General features: G+C 41.8%; 26 protein-coding genes, 1 pseudogene and 1 other annotated feature. Of the genes and pseudogenes, 8 read left to right on the top strand and 19 right to left on the bottom strand.

All coding sequences use genetic code 11. The features are described 5' to 3' along the window. The first annotated feature begins 141 nt into the window (after window positions 1-141). The 3 genes from DNL43_RS08330 (at window position 142) to DNL43_RS08320 (ending at window position 4,141) form a co-directional block, all read left to right on the top strand. Window positions 142-3,093: an MMPL family transporter gene (locus DNL43_RS08330; protein ID WP_056982336.1), complete on the top strand. Its 2,952-nt coding sequence runs from the start codon at window positions 142-144 to the stop codon at window positions 3,091-3,093. Window positions 3,094-3,332: 239 nt separating this feature from the next. Further along, window positions 3,333-3,800 (top strand): hypothetical protein, encoded by a 468-nt coding sequence (locus tag DNL43_RS08325; RefSeq protein WP_054769248.1) that lies wholly within the window; start codon window positions 3,333-3,335, stop codon window positions 3,798-3,800. Between the two features lie 14 nt (window positions 3,801-3,814). Continuing rightward, window positions 3,815-4,141, top strand: a complete 327-nt coding sequence (locus DNL43_RS08320) for a DUF4870 domain-containing protein (protein WP_056982339.1) — start codon at window positions 3,815-3,817, stop codon at window positions 4,139-4,141. A gap of 65 nt (window positions 4,142-4,206) precedes the next feature. Here the strand turns inward: DNL43_RS08320 and DNL43_RS08315 are convergent, their stop codons facing one another. Together DNL43_RS08315 and DNL43_RS08310 are read right to left on the bottom strand one after the other, a co-directional pair. Beyond that, window positions 4,207-4,737, bottom strand: a complete 531-nt coding sequence (locus DNL43_RS08315) for a DUF3267 domain-containing protein (protein WP_056982341.1) — start codon at window positions 4,735-4,737, stop codon at window positions 4,207-4,209. A 112-nt stretch (window positions 4,738-4,849) separates the two neighbouring features. Further along, entirely contained in the window at window positions 4,850-6,238 is a 1,389-nt protein-coding gene (locus DNL43_RS08310) for a L,D-transpeptidase family protein (protein WP_056982343.1), read from the bottom strand. 213 nt (window positions 6,239-6,451) lie between these two features. Here DNL43_RS08310 and DNL43_RS08305 point away from each other — a divergent pair, with 213 nt between their 5' ends. Continuing rightward, window positions 6,452-6,880: a GNAT family N-acetyltransferase gene (locus DNL43_RS08305; RefSeq protein ID WP_109249183.1), complete on the top strand. Its 429-nt coding sequence runs from the start codon at window positions 6,452-6,454 to the stop codon at window positions 6,878-6,880. Window positions 6,881-7,028: 148 nt separating this feature from the next. Here the strand turns inward: DNL43_RS08305 and DNL43_RS08300 are convergent, their stop codons facing one another. Both DNL43_RS08300 and DNL43_RS08295 read right to left on the bottom strand, forming a co-directional pair. Next, window positions 7,029-8,372: a PFL family protein gene (locus DNL43_RS08300; protein WP_056982345.1), complete on the bottom strand. Its 1,344-nt coding sequence runs from the start codon at window positions 8,370-8,372 to the stop codon at window positions 7,029-7,031. A gap of 12 nt (window positions 8,373-8,384) precedes the next feature. Next, window positions 8,385-8,654, bottom strand: a complete 270-nt coding sequence (locus DNL43_RS08295; protein ID WP_054769245.1) for an ACT domain-containing protein — start codon at window positions 8,652-8,654, stop codon at window positions 8,385-8,387. Between the two features lie 184 nt (window positions 8,655-8,838). Between DNL43_RS08295 and DNL43_RS08290 the strand changes: the two genes are divergently transcribed. From DNL43_RS08290 to DNL43_RS08275, 4 genes are all read left to right on the top strand, one after another. After that, the gene (locus DNL43_RS08290) at window positions 8,839-9,405 is read left to right on the top strand and encodes a sugar O-acetyltransferase (protein ID WP_056982347.1); all 567 of its coding nucleotides are present in this window, start codon (window positions 8,839-8,841) and stop codon (window positions 9,403-9,405) included. Window positions 9,406-9,473: 68 nt separating this feature from the next. Next, window positions 9,474-9,709: a binding site (T-box leader), on the top strand. 262 nt (window positions 9,710-9,971) lie between these two features. Further along, window positions 9,972-10,784, top strand: coding sequence for a 2-keto-4-pentenoate hydratase (locus DNL43_RS08285; RefSeq protein ID WP_056982350.1), 813 nt, complete (start codon window positions 9,972-9,974; stop codon window positions 10,782-10,784). A 404-nt stretch (window positions 10,785-11,188) separates the two neighbouring features. After that, window positions 11,189-12,481, top strand: a complete 1,293-nt coding sequence (locus DNL43_RS08280; RefSeq protein ID WP_156645058.1) for a Y-family DNA polymerase — start codon at window positions 11,189-11,191, stop codon at window positions 12,479-12,481. Window positions 12,482-12,622: 141 nt separating this feature from the next. After that, on the top strand, window positions 12,623-13,981 hold the full coding sequence (locus DNL43_RS08275; protein WP_056973869.1) for an IS4 family transposase: 1,359 nt from the start codon (window positions 12,623-12,625) through the stop codon (window positions 13,979-13,981). Window positions 13,982-14,131: 150 nt separating this feature from the next. On the opposite strand, the gene DNL43_RS08270 is transcribed toward DNL43_RS08275, so the two are convergent. The 15 genes and pseudogenes from DNL43_RS08270 to DNL43_RS08200 form a co-directional block, all read right to left on the bottom strand. After that, complete coding sequence (locus DNL43_RS08270) at window positions 14,132-15,073, bottom strand: DUF4097 family beta strand repeat-containing protein (protein WP_056982398.1); 942 nt, start codon at window positions 15,071-15,073, stop codon at window positions 14,132-14,134. Next, window positions 15,070-15,702, bottom strand: a complete 633-nt coding sequence (locus DNL43_RS08265) for a DUF1700 domain-containing protein (protein WP_056982396.1) — start codon at window positions 15,700-15,702, stop codon at window positions 15,070-15,072. Before DNL43_RS08265 ends, DNL43_RS08270 begins: the two co-directional genes overlap by 4 nt. Then, window positions 15,695-16,012, bottom strand: a complete 318-nt coding sequence (locus DNL43_RS08260; RefSeq protein ID WP_056982395.1) for a PadR family transcriptional regulator — start codon at window positions 16,010-16,012, stop codon at window positions 15,695-15,697. The genes DNL43_RS08265 and DNL43_RS08260 overlap by 8 nt, the downstream gene beginning before the upstream one ends. Window positions 16,013-16,125: 113 nt before the next feature. Then, window positions 16,126-16,581: a threonine/serine exporter family protein gene (locus DNL43_RS08255; protein WP_054769780.1), complete on the bottom strand. Its 456-nt coding sequence runs from the start codon at window positions 16,579-16,581 to the stop codon at window positions 16,126-16,128. 9 nt (window positions 16,582-16,590) lie between these two features. After that, entirely contained in the window at window positions 16,591-17,361 is a 771-nt protein-coding gene (locus DNL43_RS08250) for a threonine/serine exporter family protein (RefSeq protein ID WP_056982393.1), read from the bottom strand. Between the two features lie 5 nt (window positions 17,362-17,366). After that, the gene (locus DNL43_RS08245; RefSeq protein WP_054769781.1) at window positions 17,367-18,014 is read right to left on the bottom strand and encodes a metal-dependent transcriptional regulator; all 648 of its coding nucleotides are present in this window, start codon (window positions 18,012-18,014) and stop codon (window positions 17,367-17,369) included. Between the two features lie 22 nt (window positions 18,015-18,036). Next, on the bottom strand, window positions 18,037-18,948 hold the full coding sequence (locus tag DNL43_RS08240) for a cation diffusion facilitator family transporter (RefSeq protein ID WP_056982391.1): 912 nt from the start codon (window positions 18,946-18,948) through the stop codon (window positions 18,037-18,039). Window positions 18,949-19,101: 153 nt separating this feature from the next. After that, window positions 19,102-19,718 (bottom strand): annotated as a pseudogene (locus DNL43_RS08235) (FMN-dependent NADH-azoreductase). A gap of 373 nt (window positions 19,719-20,091) precedes the next feature. Further along, the gene (locus tag DNL43_RS08230) at window positions 20,092-20,313 is read right to left on the bottom strand and encodes a MerR family transcriptional regulator (protein ID WP_054769782.1); all 222 of its coding nucleotides are present in this window, start codon (window positions 20,311-20,313) and stop codon (window positions 20,092-20,094) included. A gap of 75 nt (window positions 20,314-20,388) precedes the next feature. After that, window positions 20,389-20,784: a hypothetical protein gene (locus DNL43_RS08225; RefSeq protein WP_054769783.1), complete on the bottom strand. Its 396-nt coding sequence runs from the start codon at window positions 20,782-20,784 to the stop codon at window positions 20,389-20,391. Between the two features lie 110 nt (window positions 20,785-20,894). After that, on the bottom strand, window positions 20,895-21,428 hold the full coding sequence (locus tag DNL43_RS08220; protein WP_056982387.1) for a DUF3278 domain-containing protein: 534 nt from the start codon (window positions 21,426-21,428) through the stop codon (window positions 20,895-20,897). A gap of 23 nt (window positions 21,429-21,451) precedes the next feature. Further along, on the bottom strand, window positions 21,452-21,949 hold the full coding sequence (locus DNL43_RS08215) for a DUF3278 domain-containing protein (RefSeq protein WP_056982384.1): 498 nt from the start codon (window positions 21,947-21,949) through the stop codon (window positions 21,452-21,454). Further along, window positions 21,946-22,146: a helix-turn-helix transcriptional regulator gene (locus DNL43_RS08210; RefSeq protein ID WP_054769784.1), complete on the bottom strand. Its 201-nt coding sequence runs from the start codon at window positions 22,144-22,146 to the stop codon at window positions 21,946-21,948. Before DNL43_RS08210 ends, DNL43_RS08215 begins: the two co-directional genes overlap by 4 nt. Window positions 22,147-22,272: 126 nt before the next feature. Further along, window positions 22,273-22,863, bottom strand: a complete 591-nt coding sequence (locus DNL43_RS08205) for a GNAT family N-acetyltransferase (RefSeq protein WP_056982382.1) — start codon at window positions 22,861-22,863, stop codon at window positions 22,273-22,275. An 88-nt stretch (window positions 22,864-22,951) separates the two neighbouring features. Beyond that, the gene (locus DNL43_RS08200) at window positions 22,952-23,743 is read right to left on the bottom strand and encodes a DUF1003 domain-containing protein (RefSeq protein WP_054769785.1); all 792 of its coding nucleotides are present in this window, start codon (window positions 23,741-23,743) and stop codon (window positions 22,952-22,954) included. Between the last annotated feature and the right edge of the window lies 1 nt (window position 23,744).

Below are 23,744 nucleotides of genomic sequence, written 5' to 3'. Positions count from 1 at the left end.
GTCTAATTTTGAACTAACGCAACAAACTGTCCCTTGCGTCATATCCACGCTGAGTTTATCATCTTATTGTTGCTTATACAAGTGTCTAAATTTAAACAAGAGAATAATATCAATCACTAGATAATGAAAGGAAGAAATTTAATGCAGAAGTTCAAAGAAAAACATATGTTATCGCTGATCATTTGGATTGGATTAATATTGGTTGCACTGTTTACACTTCCAAATATTTCCCAATTAGTCCACGAAAAGGGGGCTGTCCAGCTTCCCTCTTCGGTTCAAAGTGAAGTAGCGAATACAATCGAAAAGAAATATGAGGGGGGCAAGAATGTCCGGACATTGATTGCGGTGTTTAACAACAAACACGGCAAACTCAGTGACGAGCAAACCCTTCAGATCCAAGATGCAACTAATTCCATCAAAAATGATCCGGAATTACATATCACTTCTGTAACTGCTCCAAGTGATAATGAAGCAGCCAAGCAGCAACTGCAATCCAAAGATAACACCACTCAGATGGTGATGATTACAGTGCCAAAGAAGGATAAGGTTCGGGGCCAAACGGACAAGATCTTAAATAAGATCAAAACTCCCGGGTTGAGAACCTATGTCACTGGTAGTGACATTTTGAACGAAGACTTCTCAACTGTCACTGAACAAGGACTTCAAAAGACTGAAATTATTGCGGCAATCTTTATTTTCATTGTCCTGATTATCGTTTTCCGATCCTTCTTAATTCCAGTCATTTCATTATTAACGGTTGGTGTTTCCTATCTATTATCGCTTGATTTAGTCATGAATTTGGCTGAACGTTGGAATTTCCCAATTTCCAACTTTACCCAAGTCTTTCTTGTGGTGGTTCTGTTTGGAATCGGGACCGATTACAATATATTGCTTTATGACAGATTTAAGGAAGAAATTAAAAAGGGTGAAGCTGCCACGACGGCTGCCAGGACTGCTCAACGGCATGCCGGCAGAACGATCTTATACAGTGGTTCATCCGTCTTAATCGGATTTGCTGCACTGTCTCTGGCTAAATTCTCCTTCTATCGTTCAGGAGTCGCCGTTGCCGTTGGTGTTGCCATCTTATTGATGGTCTTATTGACATTAAATATGTTCTTCATGTCCACCCTTGGTAAACGTCTATTTTGGCCAAGCAAGAATCTCGATGCTCATGACCGCAGCTTCTTGTGGAACTTCCTTTCAAAATTCACTCTCTCACACAGTTTTATTATGGTTGGTATTTTGATTATTGCCGCATTACCACTTTTACTTGTCGGCACTCAAAAGCTGAACTTCAATAACGCTGATGAATTACCAAACTCTGTTCAATCAAAAGCCGGGTATAACGTGATTCAAGATCACTACCCTGCCGGAATGTCCGGTCCAACAACGGTTTACATTCAAAACAAAAAACCAATGAACACTCAGGAACATTTAGCTGAGATTGATCAATTAACCGGTTATTTGAATTCAGAACCCGGCGTTAAGAGCGTTGCCTCAGTTACCCGTCCGGGTGGAACCAAGATTGATTCCTTGTACTTACGCAGTCAACTGGAAAGTTTAACAACCGGCTTGAATGAAGCCAACCAAGGAATCAAGAAAGTTCAAAAAGGATTAAAGAGTGCCAACGAAAAGCTGGCCAGTTCAAATACTTCAGATAGTATCGCTCAAGTTGAAAAGCTTGCCGATGGTGCAAGTAAACTTGAGTCAGGTGCCCAACAGCTGAGTCAGGGAGTCACTTCCTACACCGCTGGTGTCAGCAGCCTGGCAAGTGGTTCACAACAATTAAGTTCCAGCACCTCTCAACTTCAATCCGGTGTCGGTCGGCTAGCTTCCGGCAGTCAACGACTTAACACGGGAATTTCCCAAGTCAGGAGTCAAACCGCCAAGCTTAAAGCCCTCCGAGCTCGGATGCGTGCTTTGCAATCAGGTTCAAGCCAATTGTCTTCCGGACTTGGTCGCTTGAATTCACAGGTCTCACCATTCTCCAGCGGTCTTAACCGCATCAGCAGTGGTGCAAGCCGTTTGAATTCCAACAGCGCTTCATTGGTTTCAGGTGCTCAAACCGTTGCTAGTGGCAGTTCTCAAGTTAATTCCGGCGTTCAGACTTTGAGTTCTAAAATGAAGGAACTGCAGAGCCAAATGCAGGAATTACAAACCGGCTTAACATCTGCTAATTCCGGTTTGGATCAAGTTGCCAACGGAACAAACACTGTTAACCAATATCTCAAGGAAATGCAAAAATCTTACATGGGCAACACCTTCTACATGCCTGCAGCAAGTATCAAGAGTTCGTCATTTACCCCATCACTTGATGCGTTCATGTCAAAGAATCGTAAGGTTACCAAAATCACTGTCATCTTAAATTCAGATCCAAGTAGTACAAAATCTGCAAAACGCATTCGAACCATTACGCGTGATGTAAATGCCAAGATGAAGGGAACGAGCTTAAAGAATGCCAAGGTTGCAATTGGCGGTCAAAGTTCACAAACGTCTGACCTGCAAAAGATTGCTAACGGTGACTTCTTCAGAACCGTTGTCATTATGCTGGTCGGAATTGGCTTAGCCTTAATGATCGTAACCCGATCCCTTGTTCAGGCAATTACCATTATCGGTACTTTGATTGTCACCTACCTTGGTGCTCTTCAAATCACCAAGTGGTTGTCAGGATATCTGCTGTTCCAGGACATGCTTACTTGGAACACCCCATTCTTCAGCTTTATCATGCTGGTCGCATTGGGAGTCGATTACAGTATCTTCCTAATGATGAGGTATCGTGGTGACGCGGCCGCAATTCCAGATGTCCGTCGTCGAATTTTGAATTCGGCCACAATCATTGGAACCGTGGTTATCTCAGCTGCCATCATCCTTGGTGGAACATTTGCCGCATTGATTCCATCAAATGTTTTGACACTGATTCAGGTTGCCATGACGGTAATCGTTGGTTTGATTATTCTTGTTCTGACATTACCAATTATCATGTCAGCAATGGTTAAATGGACTTACCCTTACGTCAAAGACAAGATGTATGATAAATCTGTTGAACAACAGGAAAAAGATCATCCAATTCGTCGAACTAAAAATAAAGATTAATCATATCCAGATGTCAAAGGACCACAAACAAAATGTTTGTGGTCCTTTTTTGTTTCTCTTCAACTTGAATAAACGCATGCGATCACCTATCCACCGCTATTTTGAGCAGTTCCATGACAGCTGAATATTTGACAACCCCATGTGCCATAAGTTATAGTTCATGAATATAACCTGGAAATCTTAGTTACGTAGTCGTCAAACAACCCATGTTTGGCTAGTATCCTTTTAGGAGATTTTAAATGAATACCTTACTTAAAATTGCTGCAGCCGCTGCAGCGAGTTTGACCATCACCATTGTTTCAAATACGCAACCTGTTCATGCCGCTGATACTTACTATAAAGTTGGCAAGATCCGAACCACCACCCCCACCAGCTGGCGGGGCAACTGGTATTCCTACGTTAATGGGAAATTTTGCCTGACACAAGTCAATAAGTATTCGGTTACTCAAAAATATAAAGGCAAAAAGCACACCCTGTTTAAATCAAGCTGGAAAGGCTATCGAAAATTAGCTGTCGCTAAAATTAAAGGCACCAGCCGATATACCTTTAATGCTTATGCTAAGAAAGCATACCAAAGTGACAAAGGTTGGCGGATTACCCACCGGACAGTTGAAAAGCAACGAATCAAAGTTCTTCGAGACTACTCCGGTGGAAAAGCTTACGTTGACCTCTTTCGCTCTCCGGTTTACAAATCATACTCGAAATAGTTCAAGGGGCACTTATGTCAAAAAATAAAATTGTTAACGCACTCTCATATCTCTCAATCATGTTTGCACCATTCATCTTCCCGTTCATTGTTTGGCTGGTTACCGATCATAATGACGATGATATGCATGATACTGCCCGACAGGCCTTCGTCCTGCACCTGATTCCGGTTGTTCTGACACTTTTGACACTATTAGTTGTTGGTGTCATGGGAATGGTCTCAAAACAGGCCGAATATACCGGATTCTTGTTTATTGCACTAATCGGCCTGGTTGCTTTGGTCGATTTAGGGATATTTATTTATAATCTGTACCTGGGAATCAAAATATTAGTGAGTGACTAATTCAAAATAAAATAAAGGATGAGGGCAATGATCAATGCCTTCATCCTTATTTTTGTCCACTATACTCAGTTTTGAGAATAAATATTAATACCATTTTCAGTATCGCTAACGTAATAGTACTTCGGCGCGGTAATGACGCGATACAACACATAAAAATCAGCAACACTTCCGGCACCCTGCAAGGCAGCAATCCCCAAAAAGAGGTCTCCCGGAAGCCAATTTATCAGGTACATTGCAATCAGAATTAATGAAAGCGCCACAAATGGGGTCGCAGCAATCCAGGCAAATTGTCGTTTGGTATACAACGATTTTGGACTATTAACATACACAATCCCGTTTTTGAAGCCAATCTTAATCTTCGCATGATGGTCGAACAACTTATATAAGAATCCATGAATCACCTCATGGACAGTGAAGACCACTAATAAGGCCACGATAAGCCAAATAAAGTAGGTCTTATCAAAGTTGAAGGTAACTGACCCGGCAATTGCTCCAAACAGCCACAGAAAGATTATGAAGGCAATAACGGCAGCTACATTTAAAGCGTAAACCAAATTCCGATTATTCATAAAATCAATTTGTTTATAGATATGCACAACGATTCACCTCATTTTGGATAAGTGCCTTTATCTTACCATAACCGTCAAAAAAGCCGGCCGTTTACTGGAAATCGCAAACAGTCGGCTTTATATTCAAACGTCTTTAATTTTAGTAATAAATAAATACTGGTTCCAATGTATGAGTGTTCTTCCAAACCTCATCCATTCTTGAAGGTGGGTTATTTAAGCATCCATGTGAATGGTACTGTGACCGAGCGCTAGGGTTTCCATAAACCGAAGCAGGCTGCCATGGAGAATCATGCATCCCAACCCCTGAATTCGTCAAAGGCTCCCAGTAGCTAACTGGAGATGCATACTTCGAACCATCGCTGTTCTTACCTCTCAATGTTGCATGACGCTGCTTATACATAATGTAAAAGGCGCCTTGAGGAGTTCGATTGCCGCCGGTTATAGTTCCGGACATAATCGGAATATTAGCCATCAGCTTACCATTCTTGTAAACATACTCATGAAGCCGTTGTAAATCGACAGCCACATAAGTCTTACCGGATCCTTTAATACCATAACCGGTACCAACTGCATAGTGACGCAAATTCATTGTAACCGAGCTGGAATGGCCAAGATACTTAACAATGTTTCGAGTCAAAGCCTTTTGGTTAACCTTCCATCCATAGGTTCCACCGGCATGGACCCGAACCTTCTTGCCTTGGTGAGTTGTAATCCAAACTGATTTTCCGAGGGTATCCACTTTCTTGGAGAAGTTGGCAACCCACTTCTTAACTTTAGCTGAATCAAATTTGTAATGACCGCTGGCAGTTGGATAACCATTGGCAACCCAACGTTTGGCAACAAATTTATAAGTCTTGTTATACGTATTCAGTGTAACTGTATTGTCCAAAACTTTTGCCAACTGTTTCTTTTGCTTGGCAATTTGTGAACTGTTTGGCTTGACGTAAGCATCCTTACTCATCTTAACGGAAATCAATAAGCTGGAATGAGCCTGTTTCTTAAATGATTGAACCATTTTGGCTTTATCCAGGGTGCTCCCCTTTTGGCCAGGCTTAACAACAATCTTACCATCCTTCAAAATGACCTTTGAATCAACAGTCTGCTTTCGACCGGTATTGATTTGATCAATCCGATTTTCAAACTTTGGTAACAAAGTCTTCAAACGATAATTCAACTGTTTAGTTGAAACATCTGATTTGGCGCTCAATTTTGCGGAAGTCATGGCACTCATTGAACTACGGTGCTTAAATAATTTCTGAACATCCTTGGAATTCACGTTAATCTTGGAATCCCGAACGACTAAATAATTGCCATCTTCATCAATGTGCGATGTGTTTAATTTCTTAGTTGCTTGAGCAACCGTCAGGCCGGAAACATCAACGTCATTAATTCTTGTAAATTTAAAATGATTTTGAAAATAGAAGTGTGAGCCAATGAATCCGCCAAAAAAGATTAACACGATTCCAATTAAGATCCGTGGTAATAACCTCTTTTTTGACTTCTTAGCGTACTTCTCTTTACGTGACATCGGTAATGCCAACCCCCTTTATAACTTTCTACATCCATATTTTACGAACTTTTCACCATTCAATCTAGCAAAAGCGTTCAACTTACAGAGACTTAACTAAATCTTCAGCTTTTTCTCATAATTAAGAATCATAGGCTTTTATGGTACCATTAATTTGATAATTAATTAAGAGTTATTAAGCGAATTTAGTGATTATTTTAACAGGAGAAGATAATGAAATTAATTGTGGAAAGTTCCAAACCCGCTCGGGCAGCCGCCGCTTACATCCGAATGTCAGTCTTTGTATTGGAACGAGGAATTGCTTTTACGGATGAATTTGACGACAAAGATTCAGATAACATGGTTTATGCAGTTCTTTTTGACGGCAAAGTGCCGGCTGCAACTTGTCGTTTTGAAACCTATGATGACCACACCTTAAAAGTGGGCCAAGTCGCAACTTTAAAACAATTTCGAGGACACGGGTATGGCCGCAAGGTCGTCAGTGCGTTGGAGGATAAAGCGAAGAAGATGGGCTTTACCCACTCCTTAATTCACAGTGAAATGACTGCCGTTAACTTTTATAAGCGCCTGGGATATCAGATCACATCCGACGTGTTTTATGAAGACGGAGTGCCTTGTGTGGTGGTTGAAAAAGATTTATAGAATGATTTAACAAAGTTGGATTGCGCAGTATCGTTTCTGCTTGTCATCTAACGATTCCCAACGAAAAAGGACAGTTATTCAAATCCACAATCAGGATTTGGATCACCGCCTTTTTTTAGTATCGTCTTAACAAGTGTTAATCGTCAATTTAATTTTTAAATGAATGGATTGGCGCTGGAATCCTTCCACCTCGAGAAACGAATTTGGCAGGACTGTTTGTATTGACCGGCATCACCGGAGCAGACCCAAAGATACCGCCAAAGTCGATTTGTTCGCCAACTTTTTTACCTTTAGCCGGAATAACCCGGACCGCCGTTGTCTTGTTGTTAATCACACCAATGGCTGCTTCATCGGCAATCATTCCACTGATGGTTTCTGCTGGTGTGTCACCTCGAACGGCAACCATATCCAAGCCAACGGAGCAAACTGCTGTCATGGCTTCCAACTTTTCCAAGTTCAAATTGCCGTGTTCAACAGCCTTAATCATCCCACTGTCTTCAGAAACCGGGATAAATGCGCCGGACAATCCACCAACGTGTTCGCAAGCCATAACTCCACCCTTTTTAACGGCATCATTCAACAGTGCCAGAGCTGCAGTCGTACCGGGAGCACCAACACTTTGCAGACCAATTTCTTCCAGAATTTCCGCTACCGAATCACCTTGACTTGGTGTTGGTGCCAACGAAAGATCAACAATTCCAAAGGGCACATTCAAAGCTTTAGCGGCGACGTTGCCAACGAACTGGCCCATTCTGGTCACTTTAAACGCCGTCTTTTTAATTGTTTCGGAAACTGTGTCAATCGGTTGACCCTTGACCTGCTCAAGTGCCCGCTTAACAACTCCGGGGCCACTAATTCCAACGTTAATAACTTTGTCAGCTTCGCCCACGCCATGAAACGCACCAGCCATAAATGGATTATCTTCCACCGCATTGGCAAAAACCACTAAGCTCATACAACTGACCGGATCAATCTCAGACAGTTCTTTGACAACTTGACCCATCTGTTTGACGGCATCCATGTTAATCCCGGCACAAGTTGAGCCAACGTTGACCGACCCGCAAACCCGTTTGGTTTCACTAAGCGCTTCGGGTAATGATTCAATCAACTTGTGGTCACCGGATTGGTAGCCCTTTTGGACCAACGCGGAAAAGCCACCAATGAGGTCAACTCCAAGGACTTCAGCAGCTTTTTCCATGGTCTGAGCATAGGCAACGTAATTGTCATCATGACAGGCTGCGGCAATCATTGAAATTGGGGTAACAGAGATTCGCTTATTGACAATTGGAATGCCATACTCGGATTCAATTTGGTCGGCTACCCGAACCAGATCTTTGGCACTGGTTGTCAATTTATCATAAATTTTTTGACGAGCCTTTTCCCCATCACTATCAATACAGTCGAAAAGTGAAATTCCCATGGTAATTGTTCGAATATCCAGCTTTTCTTCAGAAATCATCTGAATGGTATCTAAAATTTGTTTGGTTTCCATTTTGACGACCTCCTACAGCTTTTGAATCGCATCAAATAATTCCTGACGTTGAATATTGATTGACAGACCGGTTTCTTTGGCCAGATCCAACAATCCCTGTTTAACGACGTCAAACTTCACATCGTCAGTATCCCATTCGCCCATCAGCATCATCGTAAAGTCGCCGTGCATCAGTGTTTGCGAAATGTCCGTGATGTTTACTTTCAAAGTTGCCAGCCGTTGTGAAACCTTGGCGACAATTCCGATTTGATCGTGTCCGATAACTGTAATAACTGCTTTCATTGTTTGCGTCCTTTCACGTTCTGAGAGTCATTTTCTTTAACTATATTTCACTTATCATACCCGAAATTGCCGGTATCAGCAATTTCAATTATTCTTTATCTCAACAAGTAGCCGGATTCAATCATTTGCAATGACCAATAATGATATAATATGAGTTAATTTACAATAAAGGATGGATATTCATATGGCAACTGAAAAAGAAAAATTTTTAGCCGGTGATCCATATTTGGTAATGGACCCCGAATTAACAAGTGACGAAACCAAGGCCCGTCGTTTATGCAAAATGATGAACGAGCTTGATGATACTGCCAGTGCGGAAAAGGATGCCCTGGTCCGTAAATTATTTGGCTCCGTGGGTAAAGATCCATGGGTTCAGCCCAACTTTCGCTGTGACTTTGGCTACAATATTCACGTTGGTGACAATTTTATCTGCAACTATGATAACGTCATCTTGGATATTGCACCGGTAACGATCGGTAATCACTGCATGTTGGCGCCCCACGTTCAAATTTACGCCGCCTATCATCCCCTTGATCCCAAGAAGCGGGCAAACTTTGTCGGAATGGGCAAGCCGGTAACGTTGGGTAATGATGTCTGGGTTGGCGGGGGATCGGTGATTCTTCCCGGCGTAACCCTTGGCAACAACGTGATTGTCGGTGCCAATTCAACAGTCACCAAATCATTTGGAGACAACCTGATTATTGCCGGTAGTCCAGCAAGAGTCATTCGAGAAAATCCATACAAAGAATAATATTTTAAAATTTCTGTTGACAATTTAAACAACAGGGTGTAATTTAATGACAATCATTAAATTCAAATTAAAATGCGATGAAGAGAAAAGTCATCTTGTGCTTGCAATAAGAGAGTTGCTGGTTGGTGTGAAGCAATTTGCAACATTAGACGATTATCATCTCCGAGCTATGTGATCAAAGATTGAGTAGATTACATTGGGTGCACCCATTATTGTGTCAGCGTATCGCGAAAGCTGTACGTGTGAGGTAATTCTAGTAATAGAATTACAAATTAAGGTGGTACCGCGCATGAGCGTCCTTTTAACTATCCATTTGTGGGTAGTTGGAAGGGCGCTTTTTTATTTGAATTTAATTAACATTTTAAGGTGGTGAGGACTTATGGAATCGGTGATTAGCAGCTCCAATGACAATCCTGGTCAGATTCAGATTTTGCATGATTCAACACATAGTTTTAATCAACTCGGTACTATCGGCATAACAACACATAGTTTATTTCACGTCACAGATTGGTCCTCACCGTACATAACGGCGGGGATCCTAAATAAAATATTTGGAGGAATCGCTTATGGATGAACAAGTAACGATGGATTTAACAACTAAAGAAAATGAATTGGCAAGTAAATTATTTAACGCATACGAAACTCATAAACCACTAAAGGAATCCGATTTTGATGGTGTCGTCAAAGATGAGCAGTCTGCTTACCGGGTTCAACGGCGGTTAACCGATCTTAAACAGGAAGATGTTGGTGGATATAAAGTTTCTCTTACCAGCAAGCAGACTCAAGATATGTTTGATTCTGATTCGCCACTATATGGCGCTCAGGTAAAGAGTCATTTTCTCCAATCACCGGTGACCCTTCATCGTGGTGAATTAATGGAACCCCTGGCAGAAGTCGAAATGCTTTTCACGGCCAAGGAAGATTTAAGCAGTAAAGACTCCCTGGAAGATCTGATGCATAAGACAAAAGTTGCCCCAGCAGTTGAGGTTCCCGATTCACGTTTCAGCGATTGGTTCCCAAGCCTGTCAAAATATATGGTCATGTCGGATGCCGCTGTTGGTGGCTATGTCGTGTACGGTGATGAAAAAGACGCCGACCTGCTGTTTGACAACGTTGATGATTTATCAAAAGTTAAATGTGAACTATTCCGTGATGGTAAGAAACTAAAAGATGGCGCTTCATCAGAAGTGTTGGGTAACCCCTTAAAATCACTTCACTGGCTGGTCGAAAGGCTTGAATCACAAGGCATGCCGCTTCAAGCAGGCCAACGCGTTTCAAGCGGCACTTTCCTACTGCCGGAATCTCTCAGCAACGGTAACTGGAAAGCCACTTTTGATAAAGGCCTCGGCGCCGTATTCCTGAAAGTTGCAGGTGATTAATTTACCCATTTAAATTGGAAACCCATTATTTTCGGAAACATTGATCAGATGAATGATAATTGATAAAAATGAAATTGAAGTGCCACTCCTGGAGGCGGAAAACTCTGGGGTGGTGCTTTTTTTGTGGTCAAAGATTTGTTGGCAACCCCCGTTGCTTGTCACACTCTATTCTCAAACGTGCTCTGACACAACTGGCGCTCGTCACACTCTATTTCCAAACGTGCTCTGACACAACTGGTGCTAACGTGTAAGGAAAAGAAAATTTAAATCCAGAATCGGGATTTCTATTTTCTTTCCCTTACACACCGCACCACCCGTTGCTTGTCACACTCTATTTCTTCTTGACACTCCGAACAAATGTTCGTATTATATAGTTACTCCATAAATATCGCAGGTGATCCTTCATGAAAACACCTCTTGATAATCCACAAATCTTACCCGTTCACGACGTGATGTGCATTGACTGCAAGTCTTTTTATGCTTCCACCGAAGCAATTAAACGCGGTGAGCATCCCCTTTCCGCCAAAATCGCCGTTATGAGTCGTGAAGAATCTGCCGGTGGGCTTATTTTGGCTGCCAGTCCCTTTACCAAACAGAACTACGGCGTCAAGCTCGGCACTCGGCGCTTTGAAATTAATGACGACATGGACATCGAGATGGTCGAGCCCCACATGGCCGATTACGTTCAGCTTAATTACAAAATCAATCTTATTTATCGACAGTTTACCGATGATAAGCATTGGTTCCCCTACTCAATCGATGAAAGTTTTATCGACGTCAGTCACAGTCACAAGCTATTCGGCTCCAACGTCCAAATTGCCAAAATGATTCAGGCAAAAGTGTTTAAAGAGACCGGAATTGTCACTACTGTCGGCATCGGTCAAAATCCACTTTTGGCTAAATTGGCTCTGGACAATGCTGCCAAGAAAAAAGCTCCTTGGATTGCGGAATGGCATTACGAAGACGTTCCGGAAACCATTTGGAAGATTCCAAGTCTTGCCGATATGTGGGGGATCGGCGGCCACACCGCAGCAAAACTAAACTATATGGGCATCTATTCGATCAAAGAACTGGCCCACGCCGATATCAAAAAATTAAAGCAAAAGTTTGGCGTTATGGGTGAACAGCTTTATTACCATGCCTGGGGAATCGACTATTCCACCCTGGAAAAAAAGTATCTTCCCCGGTCTGATAATAAAGGTTACGGCAACTCACAGGTCTTAATGCGTGATTATACCGAATTGGTAGATCTCAAAACCGTTCTTGACGAGATTGCCGATCAAGTTGCGACCCGACTACGTAAAAACAATGTCGTCGCAGAAGTCGTCAGTATTTATATCGGAATGGCCAATATCGACAAACAGGGTCTAACCCATTTCTCTGCCCAAATGCATATTGAGCCCACCGATTCGACCCAAAGCATTACCAACGCCGTCAATTATCTGCTGGAAACAAAATGGGATGGCAGTGCAATCCGTAATGTTGGCGTCAGGTGCAATCGAATTTCCCAAAAACGGACAACTCACTTCAGCTTATTTGAAGATCCCGAAACCACCATTGATAGAGAAAAGTTGGAACACACCATTGATATTATTCGAAAAAAATATGGTTACAAAGCTTTAGTCCGGGCGTCATCCAAGACTAAAGGTGGGACCGCCATTGAAAGAGCCGGTCTGCTTGGCGGTCACCAAGCTTAATATTATTTATCTGAAACATGAAAGCTAATAATCACGCCAAAGGCGTGTGGTTATTGGCTTTTTTGGCAAAAAATAAACGCAAGCTCTCCTGCGTTGTATACTTTAGTCGACCAAAACCAAGATACAAAGGAGACTTACGTCATGAATATTATAAGACAAAAAAATACAGAAAACGAGCTTCACAATATTGTTCATCAATTTACTTCCCTCATTGGTCTATCTAAACTCACCAAGTTGGTGAATTATCGCCGGCATTCAGAAATCAGCTTGATGAAGGTCATTGAATGGCTGCTCACGACAAAGTTCCTGGGACGCTCGCTTTATCGAGCCCATGAAACACCTAACTTTACCAGTCGCACCGTCAGAAATAATTTGAACGATGGCCGGATCAATTGGCAACGCTTGATTTGTCAAGTTGGGAGTCATTTAATCAAGCATTTACGACCGTTTATTGACCGCCGGCGGCGGTTAGCATTGATCATTGACGATACACTCTTTTCCCGTGAGTACGCCACCCAAACCGAATTACTAGCGCGAGTCTTTGACCATGACAAACAGTTATATATTAAGGGATACCGGGCTTTAACTTTGGGTTGGAGTGACGCCAATACATTCTTACCGATCAACTTTGCATTAATGTCTTCCAAGAAGCCACAAAACGTCCTTGGAAAATCAGCTAAAACAACCGATCAACGAACAATTGCTGGCCGGAGACGTCGCCAAGCACAGCAAAAAATGAACCTCGTTTCATTGCAACTTGTCAAGCAAGCCCTCGCAAATGGCGTTCTAGCTGACTATGTGTTATTTGATAGCTGGTATAGCTCACCAAAAATGTTCTATGAATTAACCAAGTTGGGATTAAACGGCGTGGGCATGCTTAAACGGTCCAGCAAAATTTACTATCAATATCGCGGACGGCAATATTCAGTTAAAGCATTATACAAGCGACTGCAGGCCTCAAAATATCAACCCAAGCAAGCTTATCAATACAGCTGCTTTGTCGAAGCGCACGTCGGGAACCAAAAATTCAAGCTTCGCTTGGTATTTGTGGCTAATCGGGCCCGTCAAGATGACTACCTAGTACTGGCAACGACTCAGTTAGGCCTTCAGCCACAAGAGATCATTCAACTATACGCCCGAAGATGGCAAATTGAGAATTACTTTAAAGTTGCCAAGCAATACTTGCGGCTCGACAAATCACAAGTTCAAAATTATGACGGGCTTTGTGGCCATTTAGCAATTGTCATGATGACTTATGACCTATTAGCTTGGCAGGAACGGCAAAATCAGGATGATCGCACCATTGGGGATTTATTCTTTATAATGAACGAAGCCATGCCAGATATTGAGTTGTCTCAAGCACTGGTATGGCTTCTAAATTCGTTAAAAACGATTATTAATCATGAAGTTTATGCAAGAAGAGCCCAAATTATTCAGATGATGAATCAGTTCTTCACATTTTTGCCGAAACGGTTAGTTTCGCTGTTAACAGCAAGCTAAATGGTTAAATTAATTAAAATATGCCATGTGATACCAAGGGATCAGTCTGTCTTCATACTTTCAAGTTTCAGTACTGTATCAAAAAAGTTCGTAAAGTCAGCGGAAATCCGGCTTTACGAACTTTTTTTGGATTCTTTTATAAATCGTATCTTACTTAACGGAAATGTCCCCGCCATCAGATGATAAACGGTACGTGATATTTTTATGCTGAGACAGTCGCCATGAGTTCCTCAAACTGCCAAATATTGAAACGTCGCCATCGTCAGCGGAAGCGCTGATTTGAACTTCTTTACGGTTGGAAATCAATGCATTAATATCCCCGCCGTCCGCATCGGCAATGACGGATCCAACAACAGAATTACGGTTTAAATGAATATCACCGCCATCACTGTTAATGACAACATCTTTCAACTTGGTTGAATCAAGGGAAACATCACCACCATCAGATGAAATCGACGTAGCACCATTTGAAAAGTCGGCATTCTGATAAGTTAGATCACCGCCATCACTTGTCTGGTTTATTCCTGGCGCTGTCACATTCTTCAATGTTGTATCGTCGGTGTTCTTCAAAGTAATTGGTTCTTGAGAATGAACATTTTGTATCTGGATATCACCATCGCCGCTTAGCTTCAGCTTGTTGACGGTGATACCGGATATTGAAACACCGTTTTTGTCATGACCAACAACTTTTTCCAGCTGTTGATCCTTGGGAACCGTGATCACAACATCACCGGTGCCGCCACTATAACCACTCATACTAAAGCCGACAATTTGGGTCCGAGGATGGCCCTTGCCGATGATATTGATTGATCGGCCGCTTTGTTTGACTTCATTGAACTTTGAGGAAGAAACTGTTGGCTTCTTGACATCCCCGGTTTGAATGACAACACGACTTCGCGTAGCAAATTTAATCTGATTGACCGAGCTCTTCAACGTCTTCTTGGTCATCTTCACGGATCCAGTCTGATCGTCGACGACTTTAAAGCCGTCATCCCAGACAATCGTTTTGAATCCCGTATGGCCCAAGGCAACCGCCATCATAACGGTTCCAATGATGGTAATCAATAATCCAACAATCACAGATTTTTTCATTTTCTCGGCCCCCTTCCGTGTTTTTCAGCGCGGTTCTTTGGTACCATCTTTTGATATGCCCAACGGGAGAAATTCGTCACGCCACGAATGATGCCGTTAAAGGCAACTGAGAATACCGGCGACAGCATCACGAGAATGCCGACAATCATCAGTCCAATACCGATGTAGAGCATTCCCAGCCAAGGGTCACTCCAAATGACCCCGAGTCCGACAACCAAACCACCGATACCACCAAATACGACACTCACAAGCAACGCAATCAAACCAACGAGGATTCCCAAAGCACCAAAGAATACCCCAATTGACAAGCCAATAATTCCCATTGCCAGTGGAATTGTCACTGGAGTCGAAATAACTGCCAGGATAATCAGCCAAATCGTTTTGACGTCATTTTTGGGACGTTGCTGACGGGTGCCATTCCCTTGCGGTTCATTAAGGGTCCTAATCGAGTAATCAGCCAACACCTTTCTGGCTAATTGATGAGGGGTTCCCAACTCTCTGACACATGCATCATAAGAATCATAGCCGCCATCTTGAAGATACTCAGTGTAGAAATCAACTGCTTCGTCACGCTCATCCTGACTCAGCTGTCCCAATAACGATCGAAATTCTTCAATGTAATCATTCATCCTGACCATCTCCTAACATTTTATCAATTCCATTTTTAAATTCCTGCCACTCATGCTGAATAATGCCAAATTGTCTTTGACCTTCAGCCGTAATCTTGTAATACCGTCGATTGCGACCTTGATATGGCTCATCATAGGTGGTTAATAAATCACTCTTTTTCAACCTTCGCAAAACCGGGTACATAGTCGACTCCGATACGGATATCGACTCTTGAACTTTCTGAGTTAACGCGTAGCCGTAGTAGTCCTTGTCATTTAAAATACCAAGAACACAGCCGTCAAGTAACTCTGAACTTATTTGGATTGCCATATTGCCACCTCCATAGTATTATACGTCGTATAATATTATCCAAGACAAATAATACGCCTTTTTGTTTTGATGTCAACAAGATTGATCAAAAAACGGCAAAGAAAAAGGATGGGCTATTTATCCCATCCTCGTGATACATATTTAATTTTGATCCGAATTTTATTAATCAATTCGGCAACAATGAAGCCCAATGCGATTGAGCCGGCGATCCAAACCACTTCTGACAAATAATTAAATGCCACGCGGTAATCGCCCAGGGCAAAGTTCTTAATGGTGTTGTACGCCTGACCTCCGGGAACCAGTGGTACCAATCCCGGCACGTCAAACAAAATGCTGGGCATTTTCTTAATATGCGCAACGACCACTGAAACCAAGCCAATTGTCAGGCCGCCAAAGAAGTTCGGCGCACCCAAACCACCCCAGGTGTTGATAATAACGTAATACACCAACCAACTCAGAGTAGCCGTGATTCCGGCTACGTTTAAGGCGCGGTGCGGCAGATTGACAATCAACCCGAAGCCAATTCCCGAAAAATATACACAAATACATTTAATAATAAACAGGTTCATAAGCATCCCTCAAAAAAAGTGCAGCGCAATTGCCACGCCAAAGCCCAGTGCACAGGCACTGATTAAAGCTTCAATTCCTCTGGCCGGGCCACTGATCAGATTTCCAGACAGGGCGTCACGAACCGCGTTTGTCAACGGAATTCCAGGAACCAGAGGCATCATGCCACCAATAATAATATCATCTGCTTTCACACCAATACCGTTCTTAACGGCAATTAATGCCAAAGCCCCAACAACCACAGCGGCCAAAAACTCGCTTAAAAAACGAATTTGAATATAAATGTTCAGGAAGTAATAAACCAGCCAGCCAAACATCCCAACAATAAAAGTCACCCAGAAGTCGGGTAGATTGTTCTGGAAGACAACAACCAAAGTGCCGCTTACAAGACCAGCACCGACCGTTTGCAGCCAGAGTGGAAAAGTTGCCACCAAGTCATTAATGTGGATCAAATCATCCCGGAATTGATAAATGTCGATCTTTTTAGCGGCATATTCCCGTGACAATTCATTGACCTTGGCCACTTTTTCCATATCAAAAGCCCGTTTATCAATCGAGCCGACTTCGGCGCCGACTTCCTTAACCCCACCGGACATGATAATCCCGGTCAAAGTTGCGTACACTTGGGCATCTTTCAAGCCGGCGTTTTGAGCAATCCGCATAATTGTATCGTTTACCCGTGACATTTCAGATCCGGATTCAATCATAATCCGCCCCGCAAGGACACAAGTATTTAAGACTAAATGGTCATAATTCTCTTGTCGAGTTGCGTTATCCGCCATCCCTGTCACCTCACGAACACATAGTGGGCCGTCTTAAAACCAATGACTAATTTCTTCTTATCTGTCAAATTCTTAACAGTAACCGAACCTTCAAATGGATCGTGAGAAATAATCTTGAGCTTGTCGCCAATATCAAGCTTAATATCGCCCAACAGTGTCAACAAATCATGGTTATCAATAAACCGATTAACAACAACTTCTTCACCATCTTTGGCATCAGTCAGGAGCTTGTCCTTGTCGGGATGATAGTTCCCGTTACGATCCGGAATGACTCCGCCATGAGGGCAGCGTTTAGGATTGCCCAAAAAGTCGTCCAAGTGATCAATCATCTTGTCAGAGGTAACATGTTCAAGCAATTCGGCTTCGTCATGGACATCAGAAATATCATAGTGCAAAGTGTTAGCTAGGAAAGTTTCCCAAATTCGATGTTTCCGAACCAGTTCTTCGGCATACTTCTTGCCCTTCTTGGTCAATTGCACACCAGAATAAGGTTCATGGGTTACCAGCTTTTCTTCGACCAACTTGTTAACCATTTCAGTAACTGAACCGGCAGCGATATTCAAACTGATCGCAATTTGCTTGTTGCTGACCAGATCATCGGAACCGCCAAGTTCAAATATAATCTTTAAATAGTCCTCTTTCATTGGGGTCATTAAGCTCTAAATCTCCTATATTTTACGGAATGTCATTTCCACGATCATAAATAATATCTTCGTGTTCGCCACGGGTCGTTTCCGCTTGAATCGTGACGTGACACATATGGTACTTATCTTTTAATACTTTACTAATCTCCGAATAAATCGGCTGGGCTTCACTTATCTTCATATCATGCATGTTAACATGCGCTGAAAAAATGATGTTGTGTTCATCAATTGACCATGCATGGACATGGTGAACACTAAAGACACCGTCAATTTGAAGCAAGTCATGCTTAATTTCTTCGTAATTCAGATTTGGTGCACCCTGCATCAAAATTCTGAAAGTTTGCCGGATAATTGGAATTGACTCGAAGAAGATATAAACGGCAACAATAACCGTCACGATCGGATCGGCCAATGTCCAATTATATAAATCAATCAAAATTCCACCAAAGATAATGGCAATTGAAGATAACGCATCACTCAATATGTGCAGGTAGGTTGCCTTCATGTTCAAATTATTCTTAGAGCCTGAATTTAACAAAAAGGCCGATAAGAGATTGGCAACCAGCCCAATCACCGCAATGGTCAACATCAGGTTACCATTAATCGGTTGAGGGTTTGTAATCCGTTTTAAAGCTTCAAAAATCAAGAATATACAAATAAGTGCAAGTGCAATCGAATTTAAAAATGCCGCAATTATTTCAGCTCGCTTATAACCGAAGGTATTTCGGCTATCCTGACGTCGCTTACTGATTCTGCTCGCTGCATAACTGAAAACAATTGAAACTGAATCCCCCGCATTATGAAAACCGTCTGAAATCAAAGAAAGACTTCCAGACAGCGCTCCACCAATGAATTCAGCAATTGTGATCAAGATGTTTAATACGGTTACCCAAAAGAATTTAGAACCCGCTAATTCTTCGTGATCATGATTTTGTTCATCCATCAATCAGTCACTCCAATCTAATATTATTATTGCATTAGTTGGTGAATATTTCCATAAGGAGTGAACAATTGTTTTAGGGATACCAGAAAATCCGGATAACCCCCTACCAAAAAACAGGGCTGTCCGGAAAATAAACGGATTCCAATCAGTCAGTTAAAACTCATCTGCCACTTTGATGGCTTCACTTTCAGCATCTTTCATAATTTGGGCTGCCTGATCAGAAAATGATCCATCCCTTCAACATTTATCTTTTGAATGGACTGAACACCAATAAAGTTTAAAACTTGGTGAACGTACTGAGTTCCAAAATCCTGGTTGTTATACTTCCCACCGGCAGCCTGAATATGAATCACCTTTTTGCCTGAGGTCAGTGGAATGGCGCCCTTTTCAGTATACTTAAAGGTTTTGCCGGCAACGGTCACGGCATCAATCCAAGCTTTTAATTTGGTTGGAATCATCAAATTAACCAGTGGATTGGCAATGACCACCTTATTACTTGCCAAAAACTGATCAGTTGCTCCGTTAAATTCAGTGACATCAGTTTGTTGAACCTTGGTCAATGTGTCAAATGGTTTACCAGCCTCAAGCATGTCCCAAGCGGAAAGCAGGTCACCATCAATTTCAGGGAAATCATCCTGATACAAATCCAATTTATCAATTTCATCGTTAGGATGTTTTTTAACATACTCATCCATGAATGCATTTAGAACTTTTAGTGTCCGTGACTTCGGGCTTTTGGGCCGGGCAATCACAACCAATACTTTTGCCATTTAAAACACCCCTCTTATTCCACAGTTACATCACGGATAATATATCATTATCCTCCCTAATCAGCAAAGGTTTAACTCAATTAATCCAAATTTTGCCAAAGGAAAAAGGCCAGCGCAATTGCACTGACCTTTCCTAAGGGGAATCGGCGACTCTATGGTTTTAATCAAATATCACTTCGTTCATACTCGAATACTGATCCGGTTTATAACCGAATACTCAAAGTGCTTTTATTCGCACGTTGGAACTCTTTTGTCATATTACTTGTGCAATCTAACAGTTATACAAACGATCATCTAATTAATTACTTAAAGAGCGCCAATACCCCTCGTGTTTAGAATATCATTCAATTCTTTGTTTAACAATAACTTTGTACTATATCTTACAATGTTTAATCAGCTGTTTAACATCGTCAATTGATGAACCATTTTCGATAAAACAGTGAACCATGTCCACCCAATACATATCAGTTTCATCAAAATCAGCCACAATCGTTCCAACAGTCCTGCTTGGTACCAAACCGTTCTGAACGTATGCGTCAATCTCGGTGGGACTGACATTAAATTTGGCGGCCGTTTCATTCAACGTTAATTTCATAGTTCTGCTCCTGAATAGTCATTAAATTTAAATCAAATGTTAGTTTAACAGCTCAGTTCAAAAAAGCAACCGCTATTATTCAACCATCCGCCAATTACCTTCATCGGCCTTTGAAATTTGATCCAGGAAATGCAGGATTGAGGCTGCCCGGTTCTTGTCGTGCTTGACCAGCATGTTAAGAGCCTCACCGGTAATAATCGGGTTACTCAAAGAAAATTGTTCACCCTTCTTCTCGCCGGTAGAAAATGCCAACACGGTGTTGCCGTCATCAATTTCAGTAATGATGAAGAACATACTGAAATCATCATCGTCTTTCATGTAGGCTGGCATTGCCCAAATTCCATCACTGATTTCAACCAGTTCTTCGTTATCAAAACGATAGTCCCGGTGATTCTTTTCGTTAACTGGTTTATCCAGCACAAACATCATCTTATCAAATACCGGATTGCCAAGCTTAATATTGTCTTCCATATGAATCCCCTTTTTGCAGAATTAATTTCGAGAAAATCATGCAAAAACAATCTTACTTGTCCTGCCGGATTTGTGCAAGTCGGACTGCGATGCCGTTTAAAAAATCCCTGTTATTCTTTATAAACTTTAGTGGTAAAAATATCATAAGCACACGCTAAGATGCCAAAGAGCAAGCCAGATTCGACACCTTTCCATATTGTATTTGCACTCTGCATGTTTTGAACTGGATTTGTTCCATCAAAAAACCAATCCAGAACAATTTTCACAAAAAACATGTAGATCCCAACATAGATTCCTAGTTCAATTCCTCTGATGAATGCTTTTTTAATTGCTTGCTTTCGACTACTTGCGCGAATCTCTTTATCAACAATGTGAGCCCGATTTGTGGCGATCAATAAATAAATATTAATCACAAATCCAACCATCACTACATTGCCCATTATGAGCCATACTAATGCTTTTCCAGGGTTACTATTCGCAACCAGCGCTGCTGCAATACTGGAAAGCAGCATATACCCAGCCAAAATCATATAGGCATTAGTCGCAATCCGACCAATTTCCGTCCGCTTGTATTCATCCAGTGGTCCGTGAATGCCAAACCGGTGTTTAATAATTTTCGTTCCAACGCTTTCTTTAACTTTCATGAATGACCCACCTTTTCAATTCTTTATTCGACTTTAACAATATGACCAATTTCTTTTTGAGTATCCGACGTCCAACCGATTACGATGACAACCAGGGTAGCCAAAATTGAGAAGAGTGAAAAAGGCCCATCAAATCTAGCCAGCATAAAATAGCTAAACATCCCATAAATAACTCCAAACCATGCCCCATGAATGACTGCTTGATGAACAGCCTTGGGATATTCATTAACTGAAACCTCTCGGTAATTCAATTTCAGTTTTGAAACTTTTCGCGTCACGTAAAGGCTCACACCACCAAAAGCAATGATCAGATTAACAAACAGAAACCCAATTAAAGTGGAGTGTGTCAAATACTGCTCAGAAACCATGAGCAAAGCTGCATTAGCGAGTCCTGTATAAATCCATAAATACATGAATGCGCTGGTTGCCACCTTGTTAACTTCCCTGATGTTATGCTCATCCAGAACACCCCGAATGCTGAAGAAGTAACGCATGATCTTAATCAAAATGCTTTCTTTCATTGAGTGTCATCCACCTTCCAAAATAGTGTATTCAAGTCTGTTCCCAATTCCTCAGCCAAACTAATACACAGCTTGAGGGAGGGATTATACTTGCCATTCTCGATCAAATTAATGGTCTGTCTGGCAACGCCGATCTTCTCAGCCAAAGTAAACTGGGAGAGCCCCCGATTCTTTCGAAATTCCCTGACTCTGTTCACATTAGTTGGCCTCCTTTGATTTTGTGTCACATATATATGTCATTAATAATATAAAACTCCTGCCAAATGATGTCAACTATATATGACAAAAAAGAGCTGGCATTAAAATGCCAGCTCTTCGGATTCTTATACGTATAAAAGGCTATGCTGTTTGGCAGCCTTTTGCATATGATCATACATATGGTCCCCAATCATCTGGGTTCCAACAGTTTTGAAACCTTTGCGTTCATATAATTTCTTTGCGTCAGGATTTTCGAAATCAACGTTTAAGCCGATCACTGATTTTCCGTCATTCAATGCCATTCTTGGAACAGCAGCCAATAACTTGCTGCCAATTCCGTGACCCTGCCAATTAGGATCAACGGCAATCGAATCCAAATACCATTCATCGGTATTGGTTTCGGAATCAGGAATATATGGCTCTTTAAAATCAGCACTCTTTTTCGATAAATTAATCAGAACCTTGTTGATATCGTCCTCGTTTTCGCTGGGATATCCAAACACAACCCCAACAACTTGGCCATTGGCCTCGGCCACCACGGTAGATGCCTTACTGGACAGATACGTGTCTGTCTGGTAAGCCTTCGTGATGACCTTGTCTAATCCAGGTTCGGGAACGTCTTCTAATTCATCAAGTTCCATTTCATCAAAAATAATATCAATCAACGGGGCTATCTGGCCGGCGTCATCCTGCTGTGCTTCTCTAACGGTTATCAAAGAAATCCTCCTAATAAATGAACAATCTTTAGTGTGTTAAGTCATATATTACTGAAGTTTTCATTTGATGTCAAAATTAACCGCTCAGCTAGTCATGATTTTCAGAACTGTTTTCATTATCCTGCTGATCATTTTCATTTAAATTACTTTTCGGATTTCCCAATTGGTTGCGTTGAATCATATCAAGTTCCGTGCGGATTTGGCCAAGAATCTCAATTTCCAATTTTTGAATTTCCAATGAGTGTGGCAATTGGTTTTGCGCGAGATTATCCAACTTGGCATGTAAGATTCGCAACTCATGTTCAGATTTCTGGTTAACATGATAGTCGTTTTCAGAACTCATCCGGTCACGATCGGCAGCCCGGTTTTGACTCATCATAATGATGGGTGCTTGAACCGCGGCAATACAACTCAATGCCAGGTTTAGCAAAATAAATGGATAGGGGTCAAAGTTCATCCCCAAAAAGTGAATCGTGTTAATAAACATCCAGGCAACCAAGACAAATACGAAGACGCCGATGAATCCCCAACTACCACCAAAACGGGCAACGGCATCGGAGACTCGTTGACCAAACGTTAAACTCTTGGCCAGGTTTTCATTCACATCGACGATATCATAATCATCACTTTGCATCGCCTTGGTTAATCGGCGGTTAATCTTCTTAGTCTGCTTAACATCGGAATTAACCATTCCATCAACTCTCATTAATTGGTACTTTAATAAATCATGATCACAAATAAAGTCAGTGACCTTCGCGGTCGGAAAATCACCCTTAATCAAATTTCTTGTTGCAGGCTCCAAGTCCCTAAGATAGCGGCCGTCAATTTGCATATGTTCCCGATGATCGATAAAACAGATTGCTGTTTTGGCTTCTGGCATC

Source organism: Lentilactobacillus kefiri (assembly GCF_009739535.1).
Taxonomy (GTDB): domain Bacteria; phylum Bacillota; class Bacilli; order Lactobacillales; family Lactobacillaceae; genus Lentilactobacillus; species Lentilactobacillus kefiri.
The sequence above is the reverse complement of the archived record's forward strand: the minus strand, read 5'-3'. Positions and strand labels throughout refer to the sequence as shown.